This window comes from Halomonas sp. WWR20, assembly GCF_054602495.1.
Genome location: NZ_JBTRHR010000001.1, coordinates 507,683 through 527,600 on the forward strand (window position 1 = coordinate 507,683; position 19,918 = coordinate 527,600).

Here is a 19,918-nt window from a genome sequence, read left to right on the forward strand (position 1 = left end):
TCCATCCGCGACATGGCACAACCAAGATTTCCCCTGCCGGATACCTCTCATGCCGATTGTGGTTATCGCTGTTGCCGAGCTGCTCGGTACCGCCTTGTGGTTCACTCCCAATGCGGTAATGGCTGATTTGGCGTCACTTTGGCAACTGGCCCCGGCAGACCTGGGCTGGTTGACCGGTGCCGTGCAGATCGGTTTTCTCTGCGGCACTCTGGGAATAGGGCTGAGCGGCCTGGCGGATCGGCACGATGCCAGCCGTATCTTTGCCGTCAGCTGTCTGCTCGGCGCCCTGAGCAACGTCGCCCTGCCCTGGGCCGGCGGACTGTGGCCGGCCATGGGCCTGCGTCTGATCACCGGAATGGCATTGGCCGGCATCTATCCGATCGGCATGAAGCTGATGGTCGGCTGGGCACCGGGGCGCACCGGGCTGGGGCTAGCCTGGCTGGTGGGCATGCTGGTCATCGGCACCGCCATGCCGCATGCCCTGGCGGGTTTGTCACTGGACTGGGACTGGCGCCTGAGCGTGGCGGGCGCCTCGTTACTGGCGCTGCTGGGGGGGGCGCTGATCTGGCGTCTCGGCGAAGCCCCCGGCTTACGCAAGGCGGGCCTGGGCAATACTTCCCGCCTGGCGGGGCTTGGTGCCTTCCGTATTGCCGGGTTCCGTCGCGCGGCAGGGGCGTACTTCGGTCACATGTGGGAGTTGTATACGCTCTGGACGCTGATTCCGCTACTGCTGCTATATCGGCTGCCGCAGCTCTCGATCCAGGCGTCGGCTCTCGGGGCCTTTGCGCTGATCGCTGTTGGCGGGCCTGCCTGCTGGCTGGGCGGATGGCTCAGCCTGCGCCTGGGTAGCCGACGCGTCGCGCAGTGTGGCCTGACGGGATCCGCCATTTGCTGCCTGCTCTATCCTTGGCTAGCCAGCGGCCCGGCACTTCTGGTCATTGGCGTCCTCGCCCTGTGGAGCCTACTGGCGGTGATCGACTCGCCGCACTTTTCCGCGCTCTCCGCCATGGCCTGTCCACCCTCTCTGGTAGGCAGCGCCCTGACGTTGCAGAATGCGATCGGCTACGCCATCACCGCGGCGTCCCTGGCACTGCTGTTGCCTTGGTGGCCAAGCTTGGGCCCTCAACTCGCCTGGGCATTATTGCCCGGCCCGTTGCTGGGGCTCTGGGCCCTGCGTCACCCCGTGACGAGCTCCTCCTCTTCCCCCTGAAATGTCCGGCAGAGAAACGCCGGGAAGACAGCAATATGGAAAGCGGCCACTCTTATATTCAAATTAAGAATAAGAAATGGGATTGTAATTCCTTTGCGCAGTAATTAGCCTTATCCGCATTCTTCTATTCTTTGCAGGAGCAGGCGTTCTATGTCTTGGTTTCCCACTGCACGACACTTCATCGCGTCTACCGTTATCGGCACGGGCCTGATTGCCGGTGTCGCTGCGCCAGCCAGCGCCGCCGAGCGAGAACTGCTCAACTCCTCCTACGATATCGCGCGCGAACTGTTCGCCACGATCAATCCGCATTTCGTCGAGTGGTGGCAAGCCGAACATGGCGATGAAGTGACCGTCAAACAGTCCCACGGCGGCTCCTCGACCCAGGCCCGCGCCATCATGCAGGGGCTGAAAGCGGATGTGGTGACCTATAATCAGGTCACCGATGTCAACGTACTGGCCGAGGCCGGTCTGGTGGCCGAGGACTGGCAGCAGCAGTTACCCAACAATGCCTCGCCCTACTATTCCACCACCGCGTTCCTGGTCCGCGAGGGCAATCCCAAAGGCGTCGAAAGCTGGGACGATCTGGTCAAGGAAGGCGTGGAAATCGTGTTCCCCAACCCCAAGACATCGGGTAACGGCCGCTACACCTACCTGGCAGCCTGGGCCTATGCCGATCAGGCGTTCGACGGCGACGAAGACAAGATTCACGAGTTCATGAGCAAGTTTCTTCGTAACGTCAAGGTCTTCGATACCGGCGGCCGCGGGGCCACCACCACCTTCGTCGAGCGCGGCATCGGCGATGTACTGATCAGCTTCGAATCGGAAGTCAACAACATCAGCAAGGAGTATGGCGAGGACGGATACGATGTCGTCGTTCCGCCAATCAGCATCCTCGCGGAATTCCCGGTGGCGGTGGTCGAGGAGTATGCCGAGCGTAACGGCAATACCGACCTGGCCCACGGCTATCTCGATTATCTGTATACCGAGGAAGCCCAACGCCTGCTGGCGGGCTTCAACTACCGTGTCAACAGCGACACCGTCAGCGAAGAGTTTGCCGAACAGTTCCCCGAGACCGAGCTGCTGCGCGTCGAGGATGTTTTCGGCGGCTGGCCGCAGGCCATGGAGACGCACTTCGCTTCCGGCGGTGAGCTGGATCAACTACAGCGCCGATGATCGCGTCTACTTTCATGACCCCCTCCCGGTCGAAACGGGTACTGCCGGGCTTTGGCCTGTCGCTCGGCATCACCCTGACATTCGTTTCGCTGGTGCTGTTGCTACCGTTGACCAGTCTGGTGGGTCAGCTCTCCGAGCTGACCCTGGCGCAATATTGGGCGGTGATTACCGAGCCGCGGATCGTCGCCAGCTACAGCGTGACGATCTTCGCCGCCGCTGTGGCGGCAATGGTCAATGCGCTGTTCGGCCTGCTGATGGCCTGGGTGCTGGTACGCTACGAATTTCCCGGCAAGCGCCTGGTCGATGCGTTGATGGATCTGCCCTTTGCGCTACCCACGGCCGTCGCCGGGATCACCCTGGCCACGCTGTATTCGAGCAGCGGCTGGGTCGGCGGCCTGCTTGAGCCGCTGGGCCTGGAAGTCGCCTACACCTGGGTGGGCATCGCTCTGGCGATGGCGTTTACCAGCATTCCGTTCGTGGTACGCACCGTGCAGCCGGTCCTCGAGGACCTACCCGGCGAGATCGACGAAGCCGCTCTCACGCTGGGGGCCAGCGATGGGCTGGCCTTTCGCCGTGTGATCCTCCCGCATCTGTGGCCGGCGCTGGTCACCGGCACCGGTCTGGCCTTCGTACGCTCACTGGGGGAGTTCGGCGCGGTGATCTTCATTGCCGGCAACATGCCTTATGAGACCGAAATCACCTCGCTGATGATCTTCGTGCGTCTGCAGGAGTACGACTATGCCGGCGCCTCGGCGATCGCCTCGGTGGTACTGGCGGTATCGTTGCTGTTGCTGCTGGTGCTGAATCTCTGGCAGGGGCGTTTCATCAAGCGCCTGCATGGAGGGAAAGGCTGATGTATCGCATCGGTGACGCGCCACGCATCAGGCGCATCCTGGTCGGACTGGCACTGCTACTGACCGCGCTGTTCCTATTGCTGCCGCTGGTGGCGATCTTCGCCCAGGCCTTCGTCGGCGGCTTCGACGTGTTCTGGTCGAATCTGACCGACACCTATACCTTGGCGGCGATCTGGTTGACGCTGTTCGTCACGCTGCTGACGGTCCCCGTCAATCTGGTCTTCGGTGTTTTCCTGGCTTGGCTGATTACCCGTTTCAGTTTTCCCGGTCGACGCGCCCTGCAGACATTGATCGATATTCCGTTCGCGGTATCCCCGGTGGTCGCCGGTCTGGTCTATCTGCTGCTCTACGGACGCAACGGCTGGATCGGCGGTTGGTTGGACAGTCACGATATCCAGCTGATGTTCGCCTGGCCGGGCATCGTGCTGGTGACCATCTTCGTCACCTGCCCGTTCGTGGCCCGTGAGCTGATCCCGCTGATGCAGGCTCAGGGGTCGCGCGAGGAAGAGGCGGCGGTCACCTTGGGCGCCTCGGGCTGGACCATCTTTCGCCGCGTGACGTTTCCCAACATTCGCGGTGCGTTGCTCTACGGCGTGGTACTGACCAATGCGCGTGCCGTCGGCGAATTCGGAGCCGTGTCGGTGGTCTCGGGCGCCATCCGCGGGGAAACCAACACCCTGCCCTTGCATGTCGAATTGCTCTATCAGGACTACAACACCGTGGGAGCCTTTACCGCCGCTTCACTGTTGGCCCTGATCGCTCTGCTCACGCTGGCCGCCAAGGCCGGCCTGGAATGGCGCGCTGCGCGCCGGGAGAATGCCGCATGAGCATCCGTCTGACGAATATCGCCAAGACTTTCGGGCGCAATGTTGCACTCGAACCGCTGGATCTGGACATTCACGATGGCGAACTGGTCGGCCTGCTGGGGCCTTCCGGCTCCGGCAAGACCACGTTGTTGCGGATCATCGCCGGCCTGGAGCAGGCCGACAGCGGCACCATCCGCTTCGGCGAGCGCGACGTCACGCATGTTCACGTCCGTGATCGGCGTATCGGCTTCGTCTTCCAGCACTATGCATTGTTCCGTCACATGAGCGTATTCGATAACGTCGCCTTCGGCCTCACTGCGCTACCCAAGCGGGAGCGTCCGTCCAGCGGCGAGATCCGCCAGCGTGTTCAGCGCCTGCTGGAAATGGTCAAACTCGAGGAGTTCGCCAAACGCTATCCGGCCCAGCTCTCCGGCGGCCAGCAGCAACGCGTCTCGCTGGCCCGCGCCCTGGCCTTGAAGCCCGACGTGCTGCTGCTGGACGAGCCGTTCGGCGCTCTGGATGCCAAGGTGCGTCAGGAGCTGCGCCGCTGGTTGCGCCATCTGCACGACGAGCTGAACTTCACCAGCGTGTTCGTGACCCACGACCAGGAAGAGGCGCTGGAGCTTTCGGACCGCGTGGTGGTCATGAGCAACGGCCGTATCGAGCAGATCGATGCGCCGGACACTCTCTACCGTAGTCCCGCCAACCGCTTCGTGTTCGAGTTTCTTGGCGACGTCAACCGACTCGAAGGCGATGTGCGCGAAGGCGTGCTGACCTGTGGCGATGCCCGGCTGCGTGTCGAGGGTATGCAGGATGGCCGTCAGGAGCTGTTGCTGCGTCCCCATGAAGTCGCGCTTGCCGACAAGCCGCTGTCGCATATCCATCTTCCGCTCAGCGTCACCTCGATCTCACCGGTCGGCGCCGAGGTGCGCGTGGAACTGGAAGCCAACTGGCTGGGCGAGCCGTGGCTGGCGACCATCAGCCACGCCGACTTCGACCGCCTCGCCGTCAAGCGAGGGCAGCGCCTGTTTGCCCAGCCGCGTCGCTGGCACCGTTTCGAGGACGAGCGGACCGCCCCGCTCGAGTCCCTTGCCGTGACCTGAGGTGCCTATCCCCAACCCGCGGACATCCGGCTATACTCGAACGCCTCACGCCTACATGCGTGGGGCGTCGTCAATTCGCAAGGGAGTATAGGAATGCAATTACGTTGGCGTTCGGCATTTAGCGTGCTGACCCTCGCAATGTTCATCCTGGCAGGCTGCGCCCAAAGTCCCCAGGTACTGCGGGTCAATCCCAAGGTCAGTGGCGATTTCCTGCAGATGGGCCGCGGTCAGGAAGTGTCCGTCACGGTAGTGGATGGACGCGAATCGGATGTCCTGGGTACTCGCTCCGGCTCGGCTGCCTCGACAGCGACCATCAGCGTTTCGCCGCATGACGTGGTCCCCAAGCTGCAGGCCCAGGCAGAAGCCGCCCTGCGCAGCATGGGCTTCGCTCCCACCCAGCAGGACAATGGCCAACCCAGTCTGACCCTGACATTGCAGGAGCTGAAGTACATGCAGGGCAACGCCGATAAGCCGCTACTCGAGGCGGCCCATCTGCGCGCGGTTATCCAGGCCAAGGCCGTCAATGGCCGTGACACTTATGCCGCCACCTATACCGCCAAGCGCGAACAGAGCTATGCCATCAAGCCGGACTGGGAAACCAACAACCGCATGGTCAGCGATCTGCTCAGCGATGCTCTGAGCCGCGTGTTCCGCGACCCGCAGATCGGCCGCACCCTGGAGCGTTGAGCGGATCTCATCGTCTCACGCGCACGGCTCTTCTTCACGTAGTCTATCGCTCATCCTCCCGGCCCAGGCCGGGAGGCGCACTCTTGTCAGCCAGGCATGACCTTGCGACACCGGCCGGGTTCTCGCTATGGTGAAGACGGTAGAATTCTTATTGCCCACACGGAAGAGGCAACAGCATGCAGTTGGATATCATCGATCCCCCCATCGAGCGTGCCAAGGATCTGCAGCCTGGCGATCAGGCCTTGGCACGAAGTGCCAACCAGGCGCTGACATTGGAAATCGTCACCCGACATCCCGATGGTAGTTACACTACCAAGCTCCTCGCCGGAAACCCGCCGGGCGAGCCCACCGCGGACGATGCCACCCTGACGGCCCAGTGGTTCAACTTCGTCAAGATCAGGCAACAGGGCCACGACGATTGGGACGAGGGCCTGACCTTTCCCGATGAGAAGCCCGAGAGTTATTGATTGCACCCCGGTGCAAGGCTTCGTACATGGATAAAAAAAGCCCAGCGTCACTAGCACGCTGGGCTGAACAAGTTAAGGATATCGCCGTCTATCATAAGCCCGCCTCATCCGCTCGAAACGGTGAGTAAGCGCTATCTTCATAGCCAATTACCTCACTCATTGCTTATCCGCACCTGATGCCGGTGCCTCTTAGGCGTGAATCTAGTTACTGGGCAATATCGGTACCACTGCCCATGGTGCCCCGCATTTTAGTGGCCAGCTCGTTGAGTCGCTGAGAATCGCTATACAGGCCTTCGCTGATCGGCCGGTCGATGTACACTGCGCCACTTTGCTTATCCATGACTTTCAAGCGTAGAAAGCCGCCCGAACCCTCCTCCTTGACGACCACCTGATAATCGTTGAAAGCATCCATCAGCAGCCGTGACGCCTCTTCGGGGGTTAACGTTTCCTTATCCATATGAAACGCCTCTTCTCGGTGGAAAATAGTTGTTATTGCCTGAGTATAGGCACCTTCCTCGTTTCGCGTGCGCCGTCACTCGATCCCGCTCGTACCCCGCCTACAGCCGAGCACCGCCTAGCATGGCATGGACGCTCTCCTTCACCTTTGGCATGAGACTTCCCGCACGATAGGCAAAATTCGTTAATCTAGCCTCTCTCGACACGCTGGATACGACGACAGGCGACAAGGCCATGAAATATATGAATACTCGCTTACTCACCCGGGCCCTTGCCCTCGGAGCTGCGCTGTTTGCCGCGACGCCCTCGATTGCGGTGGCGGCACCTCAAGGCAAGACGGATTGCATCGCCCCCGCCCAGCCCGGCGGTGGCTGGGACTTCACCTGCCGTTCAGTGGCCCGCACCCTGCAGGAGCTGGAGTTGATACCCACCGGCATGCAGACCACCAATATTCCCGGTGCCAGTGGTGGCGTAGCCTTTAGCCACGTTCTGGCCAAACGTCAGGGCGATGAGAACGTGATTATCGCCGCCTCGACGGCTACCACTACACGCCTCGCACAACGCCGCTATGCCGAAGGCGAACCTGACCAGGTACGCTGGGCCGCGGCCCTGGGCGCCGATTACGGCATCATTGCCGTCCCGACGAATTCGCGCTTCAAGGACTTGCCCTCTCTGCTCGAGGCCCTGCGTGACGACCCGCGTAGCGTCAGCTTCGCGGGTGGCGACGTGGCGGGCGGCTTCGACCATCTCAAGGTATTGATGGCCGCCCGTAAGGCGGGCGTCGAGGGCCTGCGCCGCATCAAGTATCTGGCCTTCGATTCCGGCTCGGTAGCGATCACCCAGTTGCTCGGGGGACATATGGATGCGTTTACCGGCGACCTGTCGGAAGCCTTGAGCTTCGTCGAAAGCGGCGATCTGCGCCTGTTGGGGGTATTTTCCGAGGAACGCCTACCCGGGGAGTGGCGCGACATTCCCACCGCCCGGGAGCAGGGTATCGACGTGGTAGCTCCCAACTGGCGCGGGTTCTATCTGCCGGGAGGCGTCTCTGATGAAGACTACCAATGGTGGGTGAAGACCTTCGATACGCTGTATGACTCCGAGCAATGGCAGGCGGTGATGCAAGCCAACGGCTTGTTGCCCTTTCATAAATCCGGCGAGGAGATGCAGCGCTTCGTCAACCAGCAGGTAGACGATATTCGCACACTCTCCGACACCTTGGGGCTGGTGCAGTAACCGCCGATACAGGTAGAGGCGTCACTCGGTGCGACCTATCGATCATGCTAGACTCACGACATGACGCTCCTACAATCTGGCCCCTGACATGGCGCTTTATCTCCTGGTCTTCGCCGTCTGCCTGCTGGTTACGGTAGCCACCGTGACATTGCTGATGCTGTCACGCACGCCGCGCTATCGCACCGAGGCCGAGGACCTGATCGATCTCTTTGATCAGGTCCTCGGCAATCGTGTCAGCGAGGCACAATGGCACACGGTCATCGGCTATCCCATCCGCCACGATGATTATCTGGAGGGGGTACGCCGACGCGCTCAACACCTGATGGAACAATACGGCCGCCCTTGGCAGGTGGCGCAGGGCGGTTCGCTTTTTTCACGCACCGGTCGTGAAGAAATCAGGGCGCTGCGGGACCATCTGGCGGCCCATACCGCTCTCGGTGAAGCCCGTTACCGGGCGTGATATCCTTGTTGCGCGGGCCTTAAGACAATGAATGTAGGCCCCTTCCGTTCGCAGGAGGGTTGAGATATGTCCAGTGTCATTCGCCTGACGCCTCTCGACAACACCATCAAGCACCACGATCATGACTACCACCAACTCGTTATCGGAGTTGCGGGCCATGCAGAATTCGAGATCGAGGGACTCGGCGGCACGATCGCCCCGCTCTCCGGCTGTATCGTGCCCGCCAATCACGTGCATTATTACGAAGGCATCGGTGAAAACCGCCAGTTGATTTTCGATCTTCCCGACGATGCCCCCTGCCTGAGCGGCGCACAACGCAAGCTGGCCCAGCTGTTCGATGCCCCACGCTACTTTGCCTTGGATGACCCTCTGCGCGCCTACTGCAATTTTCTGGTACAGGAGCTTTCTCAACCGCATCATGTTCCGGGTGACTCGCTGGCCATGACCTTTCTCAGTTGCCTCCACGCCCGGCTGCATCCGGCGCTCCCCTTAGGGAGTGGACGCCTTTTGGACATTGCCGCCCTGGAGCGCTTTGTCCAGCAGCATCTCGCCGAGCGTCTGAGCGTAGCCGACCTCGCGCAGCAGGCCTGCCTCAGCGAGGCGCACTTTCGCGACCGTTTTCGTACCCAGACGGGACTCTCGCCCTACCAGTACGTGTTGCGTCAACGCCTCGAAGCGGCCCGCCAGCTATTGCTCAATACCCGACTACCATTGAATGAAATTGCCGCACAGACCGGATTTACCCATCAGAGCGCGCTTTCCCATGCATTTCGGCGCGTCCATGGTCACCCCCCCACCACCCTTCGCCAGCCTTCTCGCTCAACGATGCCCCTGCAGGCCCGGGCACAATGACACCTCCCTTCGTTGCGTGAGGCCAAGCAACGGTATTCCCCGGTTTTAACAAATCCTTCCGCGAAATTGGCAAGACTTACCCCCTCTTCCACTCTACAGTCGAGAACAGACTGCCTATAGCAAATGTTTCGGGCGTAATGCCGCGGTGTTACCACACACCCGTCTACGGCGGCGTTATTTCAGCGGCGAGAATGGACGGGCTCGCTATTTATGGCGAGCGTGACAACGACAATACGCAGCAGCTCTTCACGGGGACCCAATCATGTTGGATGCCAACACTATGCTGGATGCCGCCACCTGGCGGGATGAGATGGACACGCTTTTCCGTCGTGTCAGCGAACACTACATCGTTGATGAAGACGCCTATGTCGGCGAGATGGTCAAGCTGCTCTCGGTCGATGAAGAGGATTTCCGGCGTGTCGCCACCAAGACGGCCGAGCTGATCCGTGAAGTCCGCGAGATGGATACCGCCGTCGACTCCATCGATGAGCTGCTCCAGCAGTACAGTCTCGACACTCAGGAGGGTGTGCTGCTGATGTGCCTGGCCGAAGCCCTGCTGCGCATTCCCGACAAGGATACCGCCGATGCGCTGATCGAGGACAAGCTGGGCGTGGCGGAGTGGAAGAACCACCTCGGCCAGAGCGAGTCGTGGTTCGTCAACGCCTCGACCTGGGGCCTGCTGATGACAGGACGGGTGATCAAGCTGGACCAGCCTCGAGACGGCAAGCCCGCCAGTTTCATCAACCGGCTGACCAACCGCATGGGTGAGCCGGTCATTCGCAGTGCGATGTATCAGGCCATGAAAATCATGGGGCGGCAATTCGTGCTTGGACGCACCGTTGACGAGGCACTGAAACGCTCCAGACCGTTATTCAACAAAGGCTATACCTACTCCTACGATATGCTGGGAGAGGCCGCACGTACTCGAGACGATGCGCGCCGCTATTTCGAGGATTACGCCAGCGCCATCAAGCGCGTCGGGGAAACCAGCAAAACCCTTTCCGCCAAGACGCCTGCCCCGTCGATTTCCATCAAGCTTTCCGCTCTGCATCCCCGCTACGAGTTCGGCCGTCGCGAGCAAGTGCTTGAGGAGCTGGTGGCCACGGTCAAGGAACTGGCCGCCATGGCCCGCGAACGCGACGTGGCCATTACCATCGATGCCGAGGAGGTCGACCGCCTCGAGCTGTCGTTGGAAGTCTTCCGCGCCGTTTATGAAAGCGATGCGTGCAAAGGCTGGGGCCACTTCGGCCTGGTGGTACAGGCCTACTCGAAGCGCGCATTGGCCGTACTGCACTATCTCAACCGCCTCGCCGACCGGCAAGGCGATGAAATTCCGCTACGCCTGGTGAAGGGTGCCTACTGGGATACCGAGATCAAGGAATCCCAGCAGCATGGCGTGGACGGCTATCCGGTGTTCACCCGCAAGGCCAACACCGATGTCGCCTACCTGGCCTGCGCGCACTTTCTGCTTTCGGAGAATACCCGCGGACGGATCTTCCCGCAGTTCGCCACACATAACGCCCATACCATCAGCGCGATTCTCGAAGTCGCCAACCCGGTCAACCGCGCTTTCGAATTCCAGCGCCTACACGGCATGGGCGAGGCGCTCTACGATGCCGCACTAAGGCGCGCGCCCCAGGGCACCTATTGCCGTATCTACGCCCCGGTCGGTGCGCACAAGGACCTGCTGCCCTACCTCGTGCGTCGGCTGCTTGAAAACGGTGCCAACTCCTCTTTCGTCCATCAGCTGGTCGACCCCCGTGTCCCGGTGGAAACGCTTTGCGTACATCCCGTGCAGTCGCTCAAGCAATACTCGCGCTATGCCAACCCACGCATACCGCTGCCGCGCGACCTCTACGGTGAGAAGCGTCGCAATTCGTGGGGCGTGAATCTCAACATCAACAGCCAGTACCAGCCGCTGATGGATGAGATGGCCACGTTCATGGATAAGGAGCACCACGTCAAACCGCTGGTAGCCTTCGATATCGCCGATGACCCGGCCCAGCGTCACGAAGTGCTCTGCCCCTTCGATACCCGCCAGCGCATCGGCAGCGTCCAGTGGACCACCCAGGCGCAGGCGCAACAGGCGCTGGATGTCGCCTGGGCCGCTTACCCGCGCTGGGAGATCACCCCGGTGGAGGAGCGTGCAGCGATCATCGAACGTCTGGGCGACCTCATGGAGAGCCACATGGCGGAGCTGATGACGCTATGCTCGCGCGAAGGCGGCAAACTGCTGACCGATGGCGTCGACGAGATCCGCGAGGCAGTGGATTTCTGCCGCTACTATGCCGTCCGCGCCCGGGAGCTGCTCGGCGAGGCGACACCGCTGCCCGGTCCGACCGGCGAGTCCAACGAGCTGGTGCTCTCCGGCAAGGGGGTGTTCGCCGCCATCAGCCCGTGGAACTTTCCGGTCGCGATCTTCTGCGGCCAGATCGTCGCCACCGCCGTGGCCGGCAATACCGTGCTCGCCAAGCCGGCGGAACAGACCTCACTGGTGGCCCACCGTGTCATCGAGCTGCTCTACGAAGCCGGCATGCCGCGTGACGTGGTACAGCTGCTGCCCGGCGATGGACCCACCGTGGGCAGCGTGTTGTCCTCCGACCCGCGTATCACCGGAGTGGTGTTCACCGGCGGCACCGATACCGCGCAGATCATCAATCGCGCCTTGGCCGCCCGGGAGAGAGCCGCGCTACCCACGCTGGTGGCCGAGACCGGCGGGCTGAACGCGATGATCGTCGACTCCACGGCACTGCCCGAACAGGTAGTCGCCGATGTCGTCGCCTCCGCGTTCCAGAGTGCCGGCCAGCGCTGCTCGGCGTTGCGGGTACTGTATCTGCAGGACGACGTCGCCGAGCGGGTCATCGAAGTACTCAAGGGTGCCATGGCCGAATTGCATGTCGGTGATCCACGGCAGCTAGGAACCGATGTCGGTCCGGTCATCGATGAGGACGCGCGCCGAGGCCTCGTGCAGCATATCGAGACCTTGAAGAGCGAAGGTCGCCTGATCGCCGAGACACCGATGAAGCCCGAGCATACCGCGCACGGCACCTTCGTGGCCCCCGTGGCGTTCGCCATCGACGGCATCGAGGCGCTCGAGCGCGAGCAGTTCGGCCCGATCCTGCATATCGTCCGCTACAAGGCGAGTGATATCGACAAGGTCATCGCCACCATCAATGCCACCGGTTACGGGCTGACGTTTGGTATTCATAGCCGCAACGAGTCTGCTGCGTATGCCATCAGTCAGAAAATCCGTGCGGGAAATGTGTATATCAACCGTAATATCATCGGCGCAGTAGTCGGTGTACAACCTTTCGGTGGGCAGGGACTTTCGGGTACCGGTCCCAAGGCCGGCGGACCGCATTATCTGTTAAGCTTTGTTACCGAGAAGACCCGCACTATCAACACCGCCGCTCTAGGTGGCAACGCGTCTCTGCTGGCACTGGGCGATGAATGAGTCTGCCAGCACGGCCGTCGGACGAAGCATCAGGTCGCTTCGCTCAACAACAGGCAGTATCTGCCAACCCAGGCTATTTAGCCGCGATGCCTTTCGCGGTTGATGATGCATTGGCATGGTCTGGTACTGTCTGCAGGACGGGAACCTGGAAACGCCGCGATGACAGCAGCGTTTCCAGGTTCGACAACAATAATCTAACAGGAACAACTGACGATGGTTGAAAACAACATTTCCATAGGCATCACGTTCGCCGTATATCTGCTCGTGATGCTCGGCATCGGCATCATTGCCTACAAGCGCACCACGAACCTCTCCGACTATATCCTCGGGGGTCGTTCGCTGGGTCCCTGGACATCGGCCATTTCCGCTGGCGCCTCCGACATGTCCGGCTGGCTGCTGCTCGGTTTGCCAGGAGCGGCCTACGTTAGCGGCGTCTCGGCAGGCTGGATTGCAGTTGGCCTCTTGGCGGGGACCTGGCTCAACTGGCTGATCGTCGCCCGTCGGCTACGCGTCTACAGCTTCGTCGCCAGCGACTCCCTGACACTGCCGGATTTCTTCGCCAAGCGCTTTCGCGATAATTCTCACCTGCTGCAGGTGATATCGGCACTCTTTATCCTGCTGTTCTTCCTCTTCTATACCAGCTCTGGTCTGGTGGCGGGGGGTAAGCTGTTCGAAACCGTCTTCGGTCTCGATTACACCTTGGCAGTGACCATCGGGACCATTGCGATTATTTCCTACACCTTCTTCGGCGGCTTCCTCGCGGTATCCTGGACCGACCTGATCCAGGGGCTGATGATGGCCGTGGCCCTGCTGATCGTGCCGGTGATCGCGCTGACCGATATGGGAGGTTTTTCCGAGGCGGCGTCGCGTATCACCGCCGAGAATCCCCAGTTGCTCGAATGGTTCCGTGACGCATCCAGCGGAGAAGCCCTATCCATCATCGGCGTCGTCAGCTCGCTGGCATGGGGGCTGGGTTACTTCGGTCAACCGCATATCCTGGCACGCTTCGCGGCCATCCGCAGCGAAAAGGATATTCCCGCCGCCCGTCGCATCGCAGTCATCTGGTCGGCCCTCGGCCTGATCTGTGCCGTGGGCATCGGCCTGCTGGGGCTGGTCTATGTCCCGCGCGATCTGGCCGATGGCGAGCGTATCTTCATGATCATGGTCAACTTCATCTTCCATCCGCTAGTTGCCGGGGTCCTGCTCGCCGCCATTCTGGCCGCCGTGATGTCGACCGCCGACTCCCAGTTGCTGGTGTCCTCTTCCGCGCTGACCGATGACTTCTACAAGACGATCTTCCGTAAGAATGCTTCGCAGAGAGAACTGGTATGGGTCGGTCGCCTGTCGGTCGTGGGCATCGCCGTCGCCGCCTATCTACTCGCCCTGGATCCGGATTCCAGTGTGCTTAACCTGGTGTCCTATGCCTGGGCCGGATTTGGCGCGGCCTTCGGCCCGGCATTGATCATGGCCCTGTTCTGGCGCCGCATGAACCGCTGGGGAGCGTTGGCCGGCATCGTCGTCGGCGGTGTCACCGTGGTGGTCTGGAGCAAGCTCACCGGAGGTCTCTTCGATCTCTACGAGATCGTCCCGGGTGTCGTGTTCGCCTATCTCGCCATTGTGGTGGCCAGTCTCGCCACCGAGCCCCCCGCTGATGTCATCACCGCTGAGTTCGATAGCGTCAACCAGACCTAATCGAAATCAGCCGACCCTCAGCAGGCCGCCGCAAGGCGGCCTGTTGCATTGCGTCATTCGAAGCCGTGTGGGCAGAGCCGTTAGAGCCGCTGTTTCTGGGGCGAAAAGAATGTTCCATTAACGGTGTACGCAAGTTATCAAACGCTGTTTCAAAATTTTACTCGACAAGGAAACAGTGTTTCCTATACTTTAGGGGTATTCGCTTCATTGCTGAGACTCAAGGAGAGACTCATGACCAAGACACAACTGTTTTCCGCTGCGGTACTCGCCGGCGCTTGCGTGTTCGCCACCCAGACGGCGATGGCTTATGGCCAGGGCGATATCTTCGTACGTGCGGGTGTTGCCAAGTCCAGCGCAGATGACGCTGAGATCCGCAACCAAGATTTGGACCTCAACGACGAAACCGGTTTCGTGGGCGGAGTCGGCTACATGTTTCATGACAAGCTGGGCCTGGAACTGAGCAGCTCCGAAAAATTCGAGCACGAATTCTCTGGCGGCTCTTTCGAACAGCGGCCAATCAACCTCATGGTGCAGTACTACCCGTTAGGCGGGATGGACGCACGCATTCAGCCGTATGTCGGAGCAGGCGTCAACTATACGCGCTTTTCCGATGAAAGCCTGGACGGTGGTAGCCTCAACATGGACCACTCCTGGGGCGCGGTCGGCCAGCTGGGTGTCGATCTGACGATCATGGAAAATGTAGCCTTGAACGGCTTCGCCACGTACACCGATGTGGATTCCGACGTCAATGCGAACTATGGCGGCAACTCCGCCTCGGGTAAAGCCGAGCTGGATCCGGTCACCATCGGCGGTGGCATCACTTTCCGCTTCTAACCCTAAGCTAAGCGGTTCAGTCTTATCCATCGCCGGGCCTTGCGCCCGGCGATGGCGTTTATGCTCTCTTGATATCGACGATGCTCTCTCGATACCGACGCAAGCCTTGCGCTGGATCAAAATGCCTTCCCGCAACAGTAATAGACTTCTACCACGTTGGTAGTACCTCTTCCGAGTAAGGCATTCATAAGGAACAGCACCATGCGCAAATCCCTTCTCACCTCTACGCTAGCCACCGGCCTCATGATTGGCGGCCTCGTCATCAGTAGCCAGGCTCTCGCCTACGGTGCCGGTGACATCTTCACCCGCGTCGGTGTGGCCAAGGTTTCGCCGAAAAGCGACAACGGCACTCTGAATGGAGGGATCGATGTTGATGTACAGGATGATCGGGGTTTTGCCATCACTTTCGGTTATCGCTTCCTCGACAAGCTGGGTGTCGAGCTGCTGGCCGCCGACCGTTTCGAACATGACATCGAACTCAACGGTGATACTCTCGCCTCGACCAAGCATCTGCCACCGACACTGACCCTGCAGTACTATCCGCTGGGCGGCACGCAGTCTCGTGTGCAGCCCTATGTGGGTGCCGGCATCAACTACACGCATTTTTCGGATGACAAGAGCGCGCTGGGCAACCTCGAGCTGGACGACTCCTGGGGCGCAGCCGGTCAGGTGGGTGTGGATCTGCTGATCAACGAGCACTGGGCACTCAACGCAGCGGCCTGGTATCTGGACATCGATACCGATGCCAGCCTCGATGGCAACGACCTCGGCACCGTGGATATCGATCCGGTCGTGGTCATGGGCGCCCTCAGCTTCCGCTTCTAACGCACCTGTCTTCATTCAGACGCCAGGGCTGGGACCTTGGCGTCGTGCAAAGCAACGCCCAACGTCCTCAACGGGGCGTGTGACTCGCTAATCCGAGCATGGCCAACGTGTCTTCACACAGGCCTTCCACCGTCTCTACCCGCGTTAACCGCGCATGGTACTCGCTAGAGAGGAAGGGCTGCCCTGCCAATAGATGTGTCAGGTATTCCTAGGCAGGTTTCAAAGCCGGCAGGGTCAGGGCCGGCAGGGCGATATAAACCCAGGCCGGTATATCGCCTTCCACCGAATGTACCGTCAACAGCTCGCGTGCGTAAGCGTGCGGATGCCCCTCGAAAGGATCCATGCGCCTAATCTGTGAGTCTTCCCTCAACTCATAAAGCACGCCCTCTACCCGCGAGCCGGCCTGCGGCATGATATTGGCGTGAGCAATGCCCGGAACGCGAGAAGCCCGCAATGTCTTCGATGGACTGCGTTCACCGCGCAAAGACCTGCTCGGGCAACTGCTGGCTTGCTGTACTAGCGTCAAAACCATGCGCCTCTTCCTGACCTGGGCGCGCGAGACCGGTATCGTCGACGTCGATGCGCTGTTGGAACAGTACCCCGCCCGCACCGGCGGCAGAAGGCGCTGGATGAGCCGGCTCAATGACGGCACCTTATTGAGCCTGAGCCCCCGGATAAACGCTATGCCGACACCGTCCGTCTGTTGCTGAATATCGCCCCGGTGTGTTCGATTACGATATCTTCGCCATGAAGGGTGGCACGGCCATCAACCTATTCGTGCACGACATGCTTCTGCGCCGCCTCGGAATTGGGCCACCCTCAACGGGTAGCTCCCGGCCCGCGCAGACGTATAACTCCCCAGAAACCTTCAAACGGCTCGCAGCGGTTTCACCGGGAATGATACGAAAGGCTTGATTTCCTTGAGCACGAACATACTCTGCATTTCCTTGATGCCGGGCAGCTGCCGAACAATGGACATCGCAAATTCGGCGAACGAGTCCAGATCAGGCGCTACCACCTGCAAGAGGAAGTCGGCATCGCCACCGATGCTATAGCACGCAACGACGTCCTCCAACCGCATGACTTCCCGCTCGAACTTCTTGGCCTCGGCCTCGCTGTGACGATCGATTTTGATCCGTATGAACACCATGACTCCCAGCCCGATCTTGCGTCGATCCAAGACCGCCCGGTAACCCTGAATGTAGTGCCCCTCCTCCAACTGTTTCACCCGACGCCAGCATGGGGAGGCAGACATGCCAACCTGCTCGGCCAGCATCTGGTTGGTTACCCTGCCATCTTGCTGCAGGGCAGTAAGAATTTTGACATCTATCAGACTCAATGCTTGATCGGTCATAAATTTCATTTGATGGCTGTATGTAGGTAAATCCTACCTATTCTTGCATGAAGTGCAATAAGAATAGAAAGCTCTTTCCAGCTCAAATGACATAGAATTTCTTATATCAGGTCGTTAGGCGCAATAGCTGTTGAGCTGCACTCTTTATTGAATGCAGGGTACGTTGTTGAGCCGATCAACCAAGTAGATAGCGCCTTTTCGAGGCGCGATGTGAGGATGAAAGATGATTCTTCATCTAGTGGTTTTCAAGCTAAACAGCCCTTTTCAATGGTGCGATGACGAGGTTGCCGATGCTGAAGCGTCAACACGCGAGCATCCAAACCACATTAACGAAATACGTGGCTGGTTTTGTGCTCGGAATATCAGCCCCCGCGAACAAGCCATGGACTTCGTCGTGATGGGGCTATTTGAAAGCCTAGAAGACCTTTCGGCATATCTGAGCCATTCCGACCATCAACAGGGCGTTCGGAAGTGGAAGAAAATTGCCAACTGGAAAGTAGTTGACATTGATCTCGGCAGCGACATGACAAGGTGCTTCGGGTTACTGAATGGGCTGGCTGACATCAGTACAGCACTCGCATACAGCTGAATATTTTTTGAAAACAAAGGAGAGATCAATGGATTTCGATGCGGCCATTCATAAGTGCGTAATTTTGGTCGACAAAGCGCTAGGATTGGGGCATGCCGCCAATGCCGTCAGCGTCATTGGCGTCAGCATGGGACGCTCAGTAGAAGGTCTGGTTGGGCCAGACATGCAAAGCAGGGACAACGTAAATTACCCCGGCGTCATCTATGCCCCCTTGCCGATATTATTCTCTAGCAACGAACTACTGCATGAGATCCTAGAGAAAGCGCTGGTGGATGATGAAATTCACAGCATCCCGTTTAGTGCCTTGGCGCAATCCTGCAAAACCTATCAAGAGTACGAAAAGCGTATTTCAGAAGCGGACAGCTCTTCCATTGAATTGGTTGCCGTTGGATTGATCGGACCAAAGAAAAAAATCAGCAAGTTCACTGGCAGTCTTCCACTGTTCAAGTGACAAGGGGGTTATGGTGTACGCCTTATTCAAACCTAATCTTTTGGAACTGGCTCGTGCGGTTCATGAACAACATGAGCTATTCGAAGGTGGCGGAATTTATGCCGAAGAGCTGGATAACATCCAGCTTGAGCGACTTAAAAGCACACTTCGCCATGTCTGGGAGAATACGCCTTTTTACCGGAGCACCCTGTCTGCTCTGTCTGATGCAAACATAGACAGGTTGGATTGGAACGCGTTTCGGAAACTGCCGTTCACTACCAAGAATGATTTGCGCGCAGCAGGGCATGACATAGCTGCTGCGCCGCTGACTGGAGCCTGGATCTACTACGAGACCACGGGTACCACTGGCGCGGCAACTCCCTGTCCGCGCAACGAGCAAGATTCCATATTCAACAACACACCGCTGATACTTCGTTATGGCGAGATTTTCCGTGCCCACGGCCAGCAGCATATTGTCGGCGTGATGGGGCCTACGGAATTACATTCGACTGGTGATACTTTCGAGGATGTATGCCGCAGTTTGGGCCACACCGTCGTGAAAATGTGGCCGCGTTCGCCCGTTGTAGGACTGGACCGCGCAGTGGCACTGATCAAGGAGTTGAAGGTCACCGCTCTGGTCTGTACGCCAGCCATCGCCATCAGTCTGGCCAAACATCTAGTCCAAAGAGATCGCGCGCCCTCCGCTCTTGGAGTGAAGCTGATTTTCACCTTGGGCGAACTGACCACACCTGCCTTGCTGCGCAATATTGGCGAGGTTTGGGGCAGTGCCGTCTACAACTGCATGTATGCCTCACAGGAGTCGTCGATCCTGGCCGCGAGCGACAAGGATGGAAACCTTTGCACGATCCCCTTGAACGTCGTCTATGAGGTGATCGATCCACTGACGGGGCAAGTCTTGGAGCCTGAGAACGGCAGAATGACCGGCGAACTGGTTATCACCCACCTGTACCAGGGGCAAAAGCCCCTGATCCGCTATCGCACCGGCGATATGGTCAGAGCCCAGGTAATGGACAAAGGCCGATGGCACATCATCCCCGTCGGCCGGATCAGAGACACCTTGGCGATCAACGGCCGCAACCATTGCGCCTACGACATCGAAGCCGCACTACTCGAAGACCTTAAGGGTTGCCTGGACTATCACATTCAGGTGGAAACCGTTGCAGGTGCCGATCAGCTGAGCGTTACGTTGGAGCTGGACAACAACAGCGCAGCCCAGAACGACCTAGAGTCGATCGCCAGTTCCATGGCGGACAAGCTCCACGCCCGTGTTCGCATCACGGTCGGCTCGACCGATGCCGTCACGGGTACCGCGGCGATGGTCAGTTGGAAGGCCGCCAGACTCCATGACAAGCGCCAGGACAGTGACAACCAGGAGCGCGAAACCGCATTGAAGATTGCTGCACAGAGGGCCTGACCAT

General features: G+C 59.6%; 21 protein-coding genes. 18 read left to right on the forward strand and 3 right to left on the reverse strand.

Annotation, left to right across the window (positions count from 1 at the left end):
* Positions 1 to 49: 49 nt before the first annotated feature.
* The 7 genes from ACW4DH_RS02380 (at position 50) to ACW4DH_RS02410 (ending at position 6,300) form a co-directional block, all read left to right on the forward strand.
* Entirely contained in the window at positions 50 to 1,210 is a 1,161-nt protein-coding gene (locus ACW4DH_RS02380; protein ID WP_459634740.1) for an MFS transporter, read from the forward strand.
* A 150-nt stretch (positions 1,211 to 1,360) separates the two neighbouring features.
* Positions 1,361 to 2,383 carry a thiosulfate ABC transporter substrate-binding protein CysP gene (cysP, locus tag ACW4DH_RS02385; protein ID WP_459634741.1) on the forward strand — a complete coding sequence of 341 codons (1,023 nt, stop codon included), beginning with the start codon at positions 1,361 to 1,363 and terminating at the stop codon, positions 2,381 to 2,383.
* A 14-nt stretch (positions 2,384 to 2,397) separates the two neighbouring features.
* Positions 2,398 to 3,237, forward strand: a complete 840-nt coding sequence (cysT, locus tag ACW4DH_RS02390) for a sulfate/thiosulfate ABC transporter permease CysT (RefSeq protein WP_459634742.1) — start codon at positions 2,398 to 2,400, stop codon at positions 3,235 to 3,237.
* Positions 3,237 to 4,064: a sulfate ABC transporter permease subunit CysW gene (cysW, locus tag ACW4DH_RS02395; RefSeq protein WP_459634743.1), complete on the forward strand. Its 828-nt coding sequence runs from the start codon at positions 3,237 to 3,239 to the stop codon at positions 4,062 to 4,064. Before cysT ends, cysW begins: the two co-directional genes overlap by 1 nt.
* Positions 4,061 to 5,146 carry a sulfate/molybdate ABC transporter ATP-binding protein gene (locus ACW4DH_RS02400; protein ID WP_459634744.1) on the forward strand — a complete coding sequence of 362 codons (1,086 nt, stop codon included), beginning with the start codon at positions 4,061 to 4,063 and terminating at the stop codon, positions 5,144 to 5,146. Before cysW ends, ACW4DH_RS02400 begins: the two co-directional genes overlap by 4 nt.
* A gap of 93 nt (positions 5,147 to 5,239) precedes the next feature.
* Positions 5,240 to 5,833 (forward strand): YajG family lipoprotein, encoded by a 594-nt coding sequence (locus tag ACW4DH_RS02405; RefSeq protein WP_459634745.1) that lies wholly within the window; start codon positions 5,240 to 5,242, stop codon positions 5,831 to 5,833.
* A gap of 176 nt (positions 5,834 to 6,009) precedes the next feature.
* The gene (locus tag ACW4DH_RS02410; RefSeq protein ID WP_459634746.1) at positions 6,010 to 6,300 is read left to right on the forward strand and encodes a hypothetical protein; all 291 of its coding nucleotides are present in this window, start codon (positions 6,010 to 6,012) and stop codon (positions 6,298 to 6,300) included.
* Between the two features lie 205 nt (positions 6,301 to 6,505).
* Here ACW4DH_RS02410 and ACW4DH_RS02415 read toward each other — a convergent pair whose 3' ends face one another.
* Positions 6,506 to 6,757, reverse strand: a complete 252-nt coding sequence (locus ACW4DH_RS02415; protein WP_459634747.1) for a hypothetical protein — start codon at positions 6,755 to 6,757, stop codon at positions 6,506 to 6,508.
* A 233-nt stretch (positions 6,758 to 6,990) separates the two neighbouring features.
* On the opposite strand from ACW4DH_RS02415, the gene ACW4DH_RS02420 reads away from it, so the two are divergent.
* From ACW4DH_RS02420 to ACW4DH_RS02450, 7 genes are all read left to right on the forward strand, one after another.
* On the forward strand, positions 6,991 to 7,989 hold the full coding sequence (locus ACW4DH_RS02420) for a Bug family tripartite tricarboxylate transporter substrate binding protein (protein WP_459634748.1): 999 nt from the start codon (positions 6,991 to 6,993) through the stop codon (positions 7,987 to 7,989).
* Positions 7,990 to 8,077: 88 nt separating this feature from the next.
* Positions 8,078 to 8,449, forward strand: coding sequence for a hypothetical protein (locus ACW4DH_RS02425; RefSeq protein ID WP_459634749.1), 372 nt, complete (start codon positions 8,078 to 8,080; stop codon positions 8,447 to 8,449).
* Between the two features lie 66 nt (positions 8,450 to 8,515).
* Positions 8,516 to 9,301, forward strand: coding sequence for a helix-turn-helix domain-containing protein (locus ACW4DH_RS02430; protein ID WP_459634750.1), 786 nt, complete (start codon positions 8,516 to 8,518; stop codon positions 9,299 to 9,301).
* A 262-nt stretch (positions 9,302 to 9,563) separates the two neighbouring features.
* A complete protein-coding gene (gene putA, locus ACW4DH_RS02435; RefSeq protein ID WP_459634751.1) occupies positions 9,564 to 12,755 on the forward strand; it encodes a bifunctional proline dehydrogenase/L-glutamate gamma-semialdehyde dehydrogenase PutA in 3,192 nt (1,063 codons plus the stop codon).
* Positions 12,756 to 12,968: 213 nt separating this feature from the next.
* Complete coding sequence (gene putP / locus ACW4DH_RS02440) at positions 12,969 to 14,447, forward strand: sodium/proline symporter PutP (RefSeq protein ID WP_459634752.1); 1,479 nt, start codon at positions 12,969 to 12,971, stop codon at positions 14,445 to 14,447.
* 231 nt (positions 14,448 to 14,678) lie between these two features.
* Entirely contained in the window at positions 14,679 to 15,281 is a 603-nt protein-coding gene (locus ACW4DH_RS02445) for an OmpW/AlkL family protein (protein WP_459634753.1), read from the forward strand.
* Between the two features lie 201 nt (positions 15,282 to 15,482).
* A complete protein-coding gene (locus ACW4DH_RS02450) occupies positions 15,483 to 16,106 on the forward strand; it encodes an OmpW/AlkL family protein (RefSeq protein ID WP_459634754.1) in 624 nt (207 codons plus the stop codon).
* 208 nt (positions 16,107 to 16,314) lie between these two features.
* Here ACW4DH_RS02450 and ACW4DH_RS02455 read toward each other — a convergent pair whose 3' ends face one another.
* Positions 16,315 to 16,638: a gamma-glutamylcyclotransferase family protein gene (locus ACW4DH_RS02455; RefSeq protein WP_459634755.1), complete on the reverse strand. Its 324-nt coding sequence runs from the start codon at positions 16,636 to 16,638 to the stop codon at positions 16,315 to 16,317.
* Between ACW4DH_RS02455 and ACW4DH_RS02460 the strand changes: the two genes are divergently transcribed.
* The gene (locus ACW4DH_RS02460; RefSeq protein ID WP_459634756.1) at positions 16,535 to 16,816 is read left to right on the forward strand and encodes a type IV toxin-antitoxin system AbiEi family antitoxin domain-containing protein; all 282 of its coding nucleotides are present in this window, start codon (positions 16,535 to 16,537) and stop codon (positions 16,814 to 16,816) included. The two genes, ACW4DH_RS02455 and ACW4DH_RS02460, sit on opposite strands and share 104 nt — an antisense overlap.
* 158 nt (positions 16,817 to 16,974) lie before the next feature.
* Here the strand turns inward: ACW4DH_RS02460 and ACW4DH_RS02465 are convergent, their stop codons facing one another.
* A complete protein-coding gene (locus ACW4DH_RS02465) occupies positions 16,975 to 17,460 on the reverse strand; it encodes an Lrp/AsnC family transcriptional regulator (protein ID WP_459634757.1) in 486 nt (161 codons plus the stop codon).
* 223 nt (positions 17,461 to 17,683) lie between these two features.
* On the opposite strand from ACW4DH_RS02465, the gene ACW4DH_RS02470 reads away from it, so the two are divergent.
* From ACW4DH_RS02470 to ACW4DH_RS02480, 3 genes are read left to right on the forward strand one after another with little or no spacing between them, the layout of a single operon-like run.
* The gene (locus tag ACW4DH_RS02470; RefSeq protein WP_459634758.1) at positions 17,684 to 18,049 is read left to right on the forward strand and encodes a Dabb family protein; all 366 of its coding nucleotides are present in this window, start codon (positions 17,684 to 17,686) and stop codon (positions 18,047 to 18,049) included.
* Positions 18,050 to 18,077: 28 nt separating this feature from the next.
* Positions 18,078 to 18,500 carry a DUF2000 domain-containing protein gene (locus ACW4DH_RS02475; RefSeq protein ID WP_459634759.1) on the forward strand — a complete coding sequence of 141 codons (423 nt, stop codon included), beginning with the start codon at positions 18,078 to 18,080 and terminating at the stop codon, positions 18,498 to 18,500.
* Between the two features lie 10 nt (positions 18,501 to 18,510).
* Positions 18,511 to 19,914, forward strand: coding sequence for a phenylacetate--CoA ligase family protein (locus ACW4DH_RS02480; protein ID WP_459634760.1), 1,404 nt, complete (start codon positions 18,511 to 18,513; stop codon positions 19,912 to 19,914).
* The last annotated feature ends 4 nt before the right edge of the window (positions 19,915 to 19,918 follow it).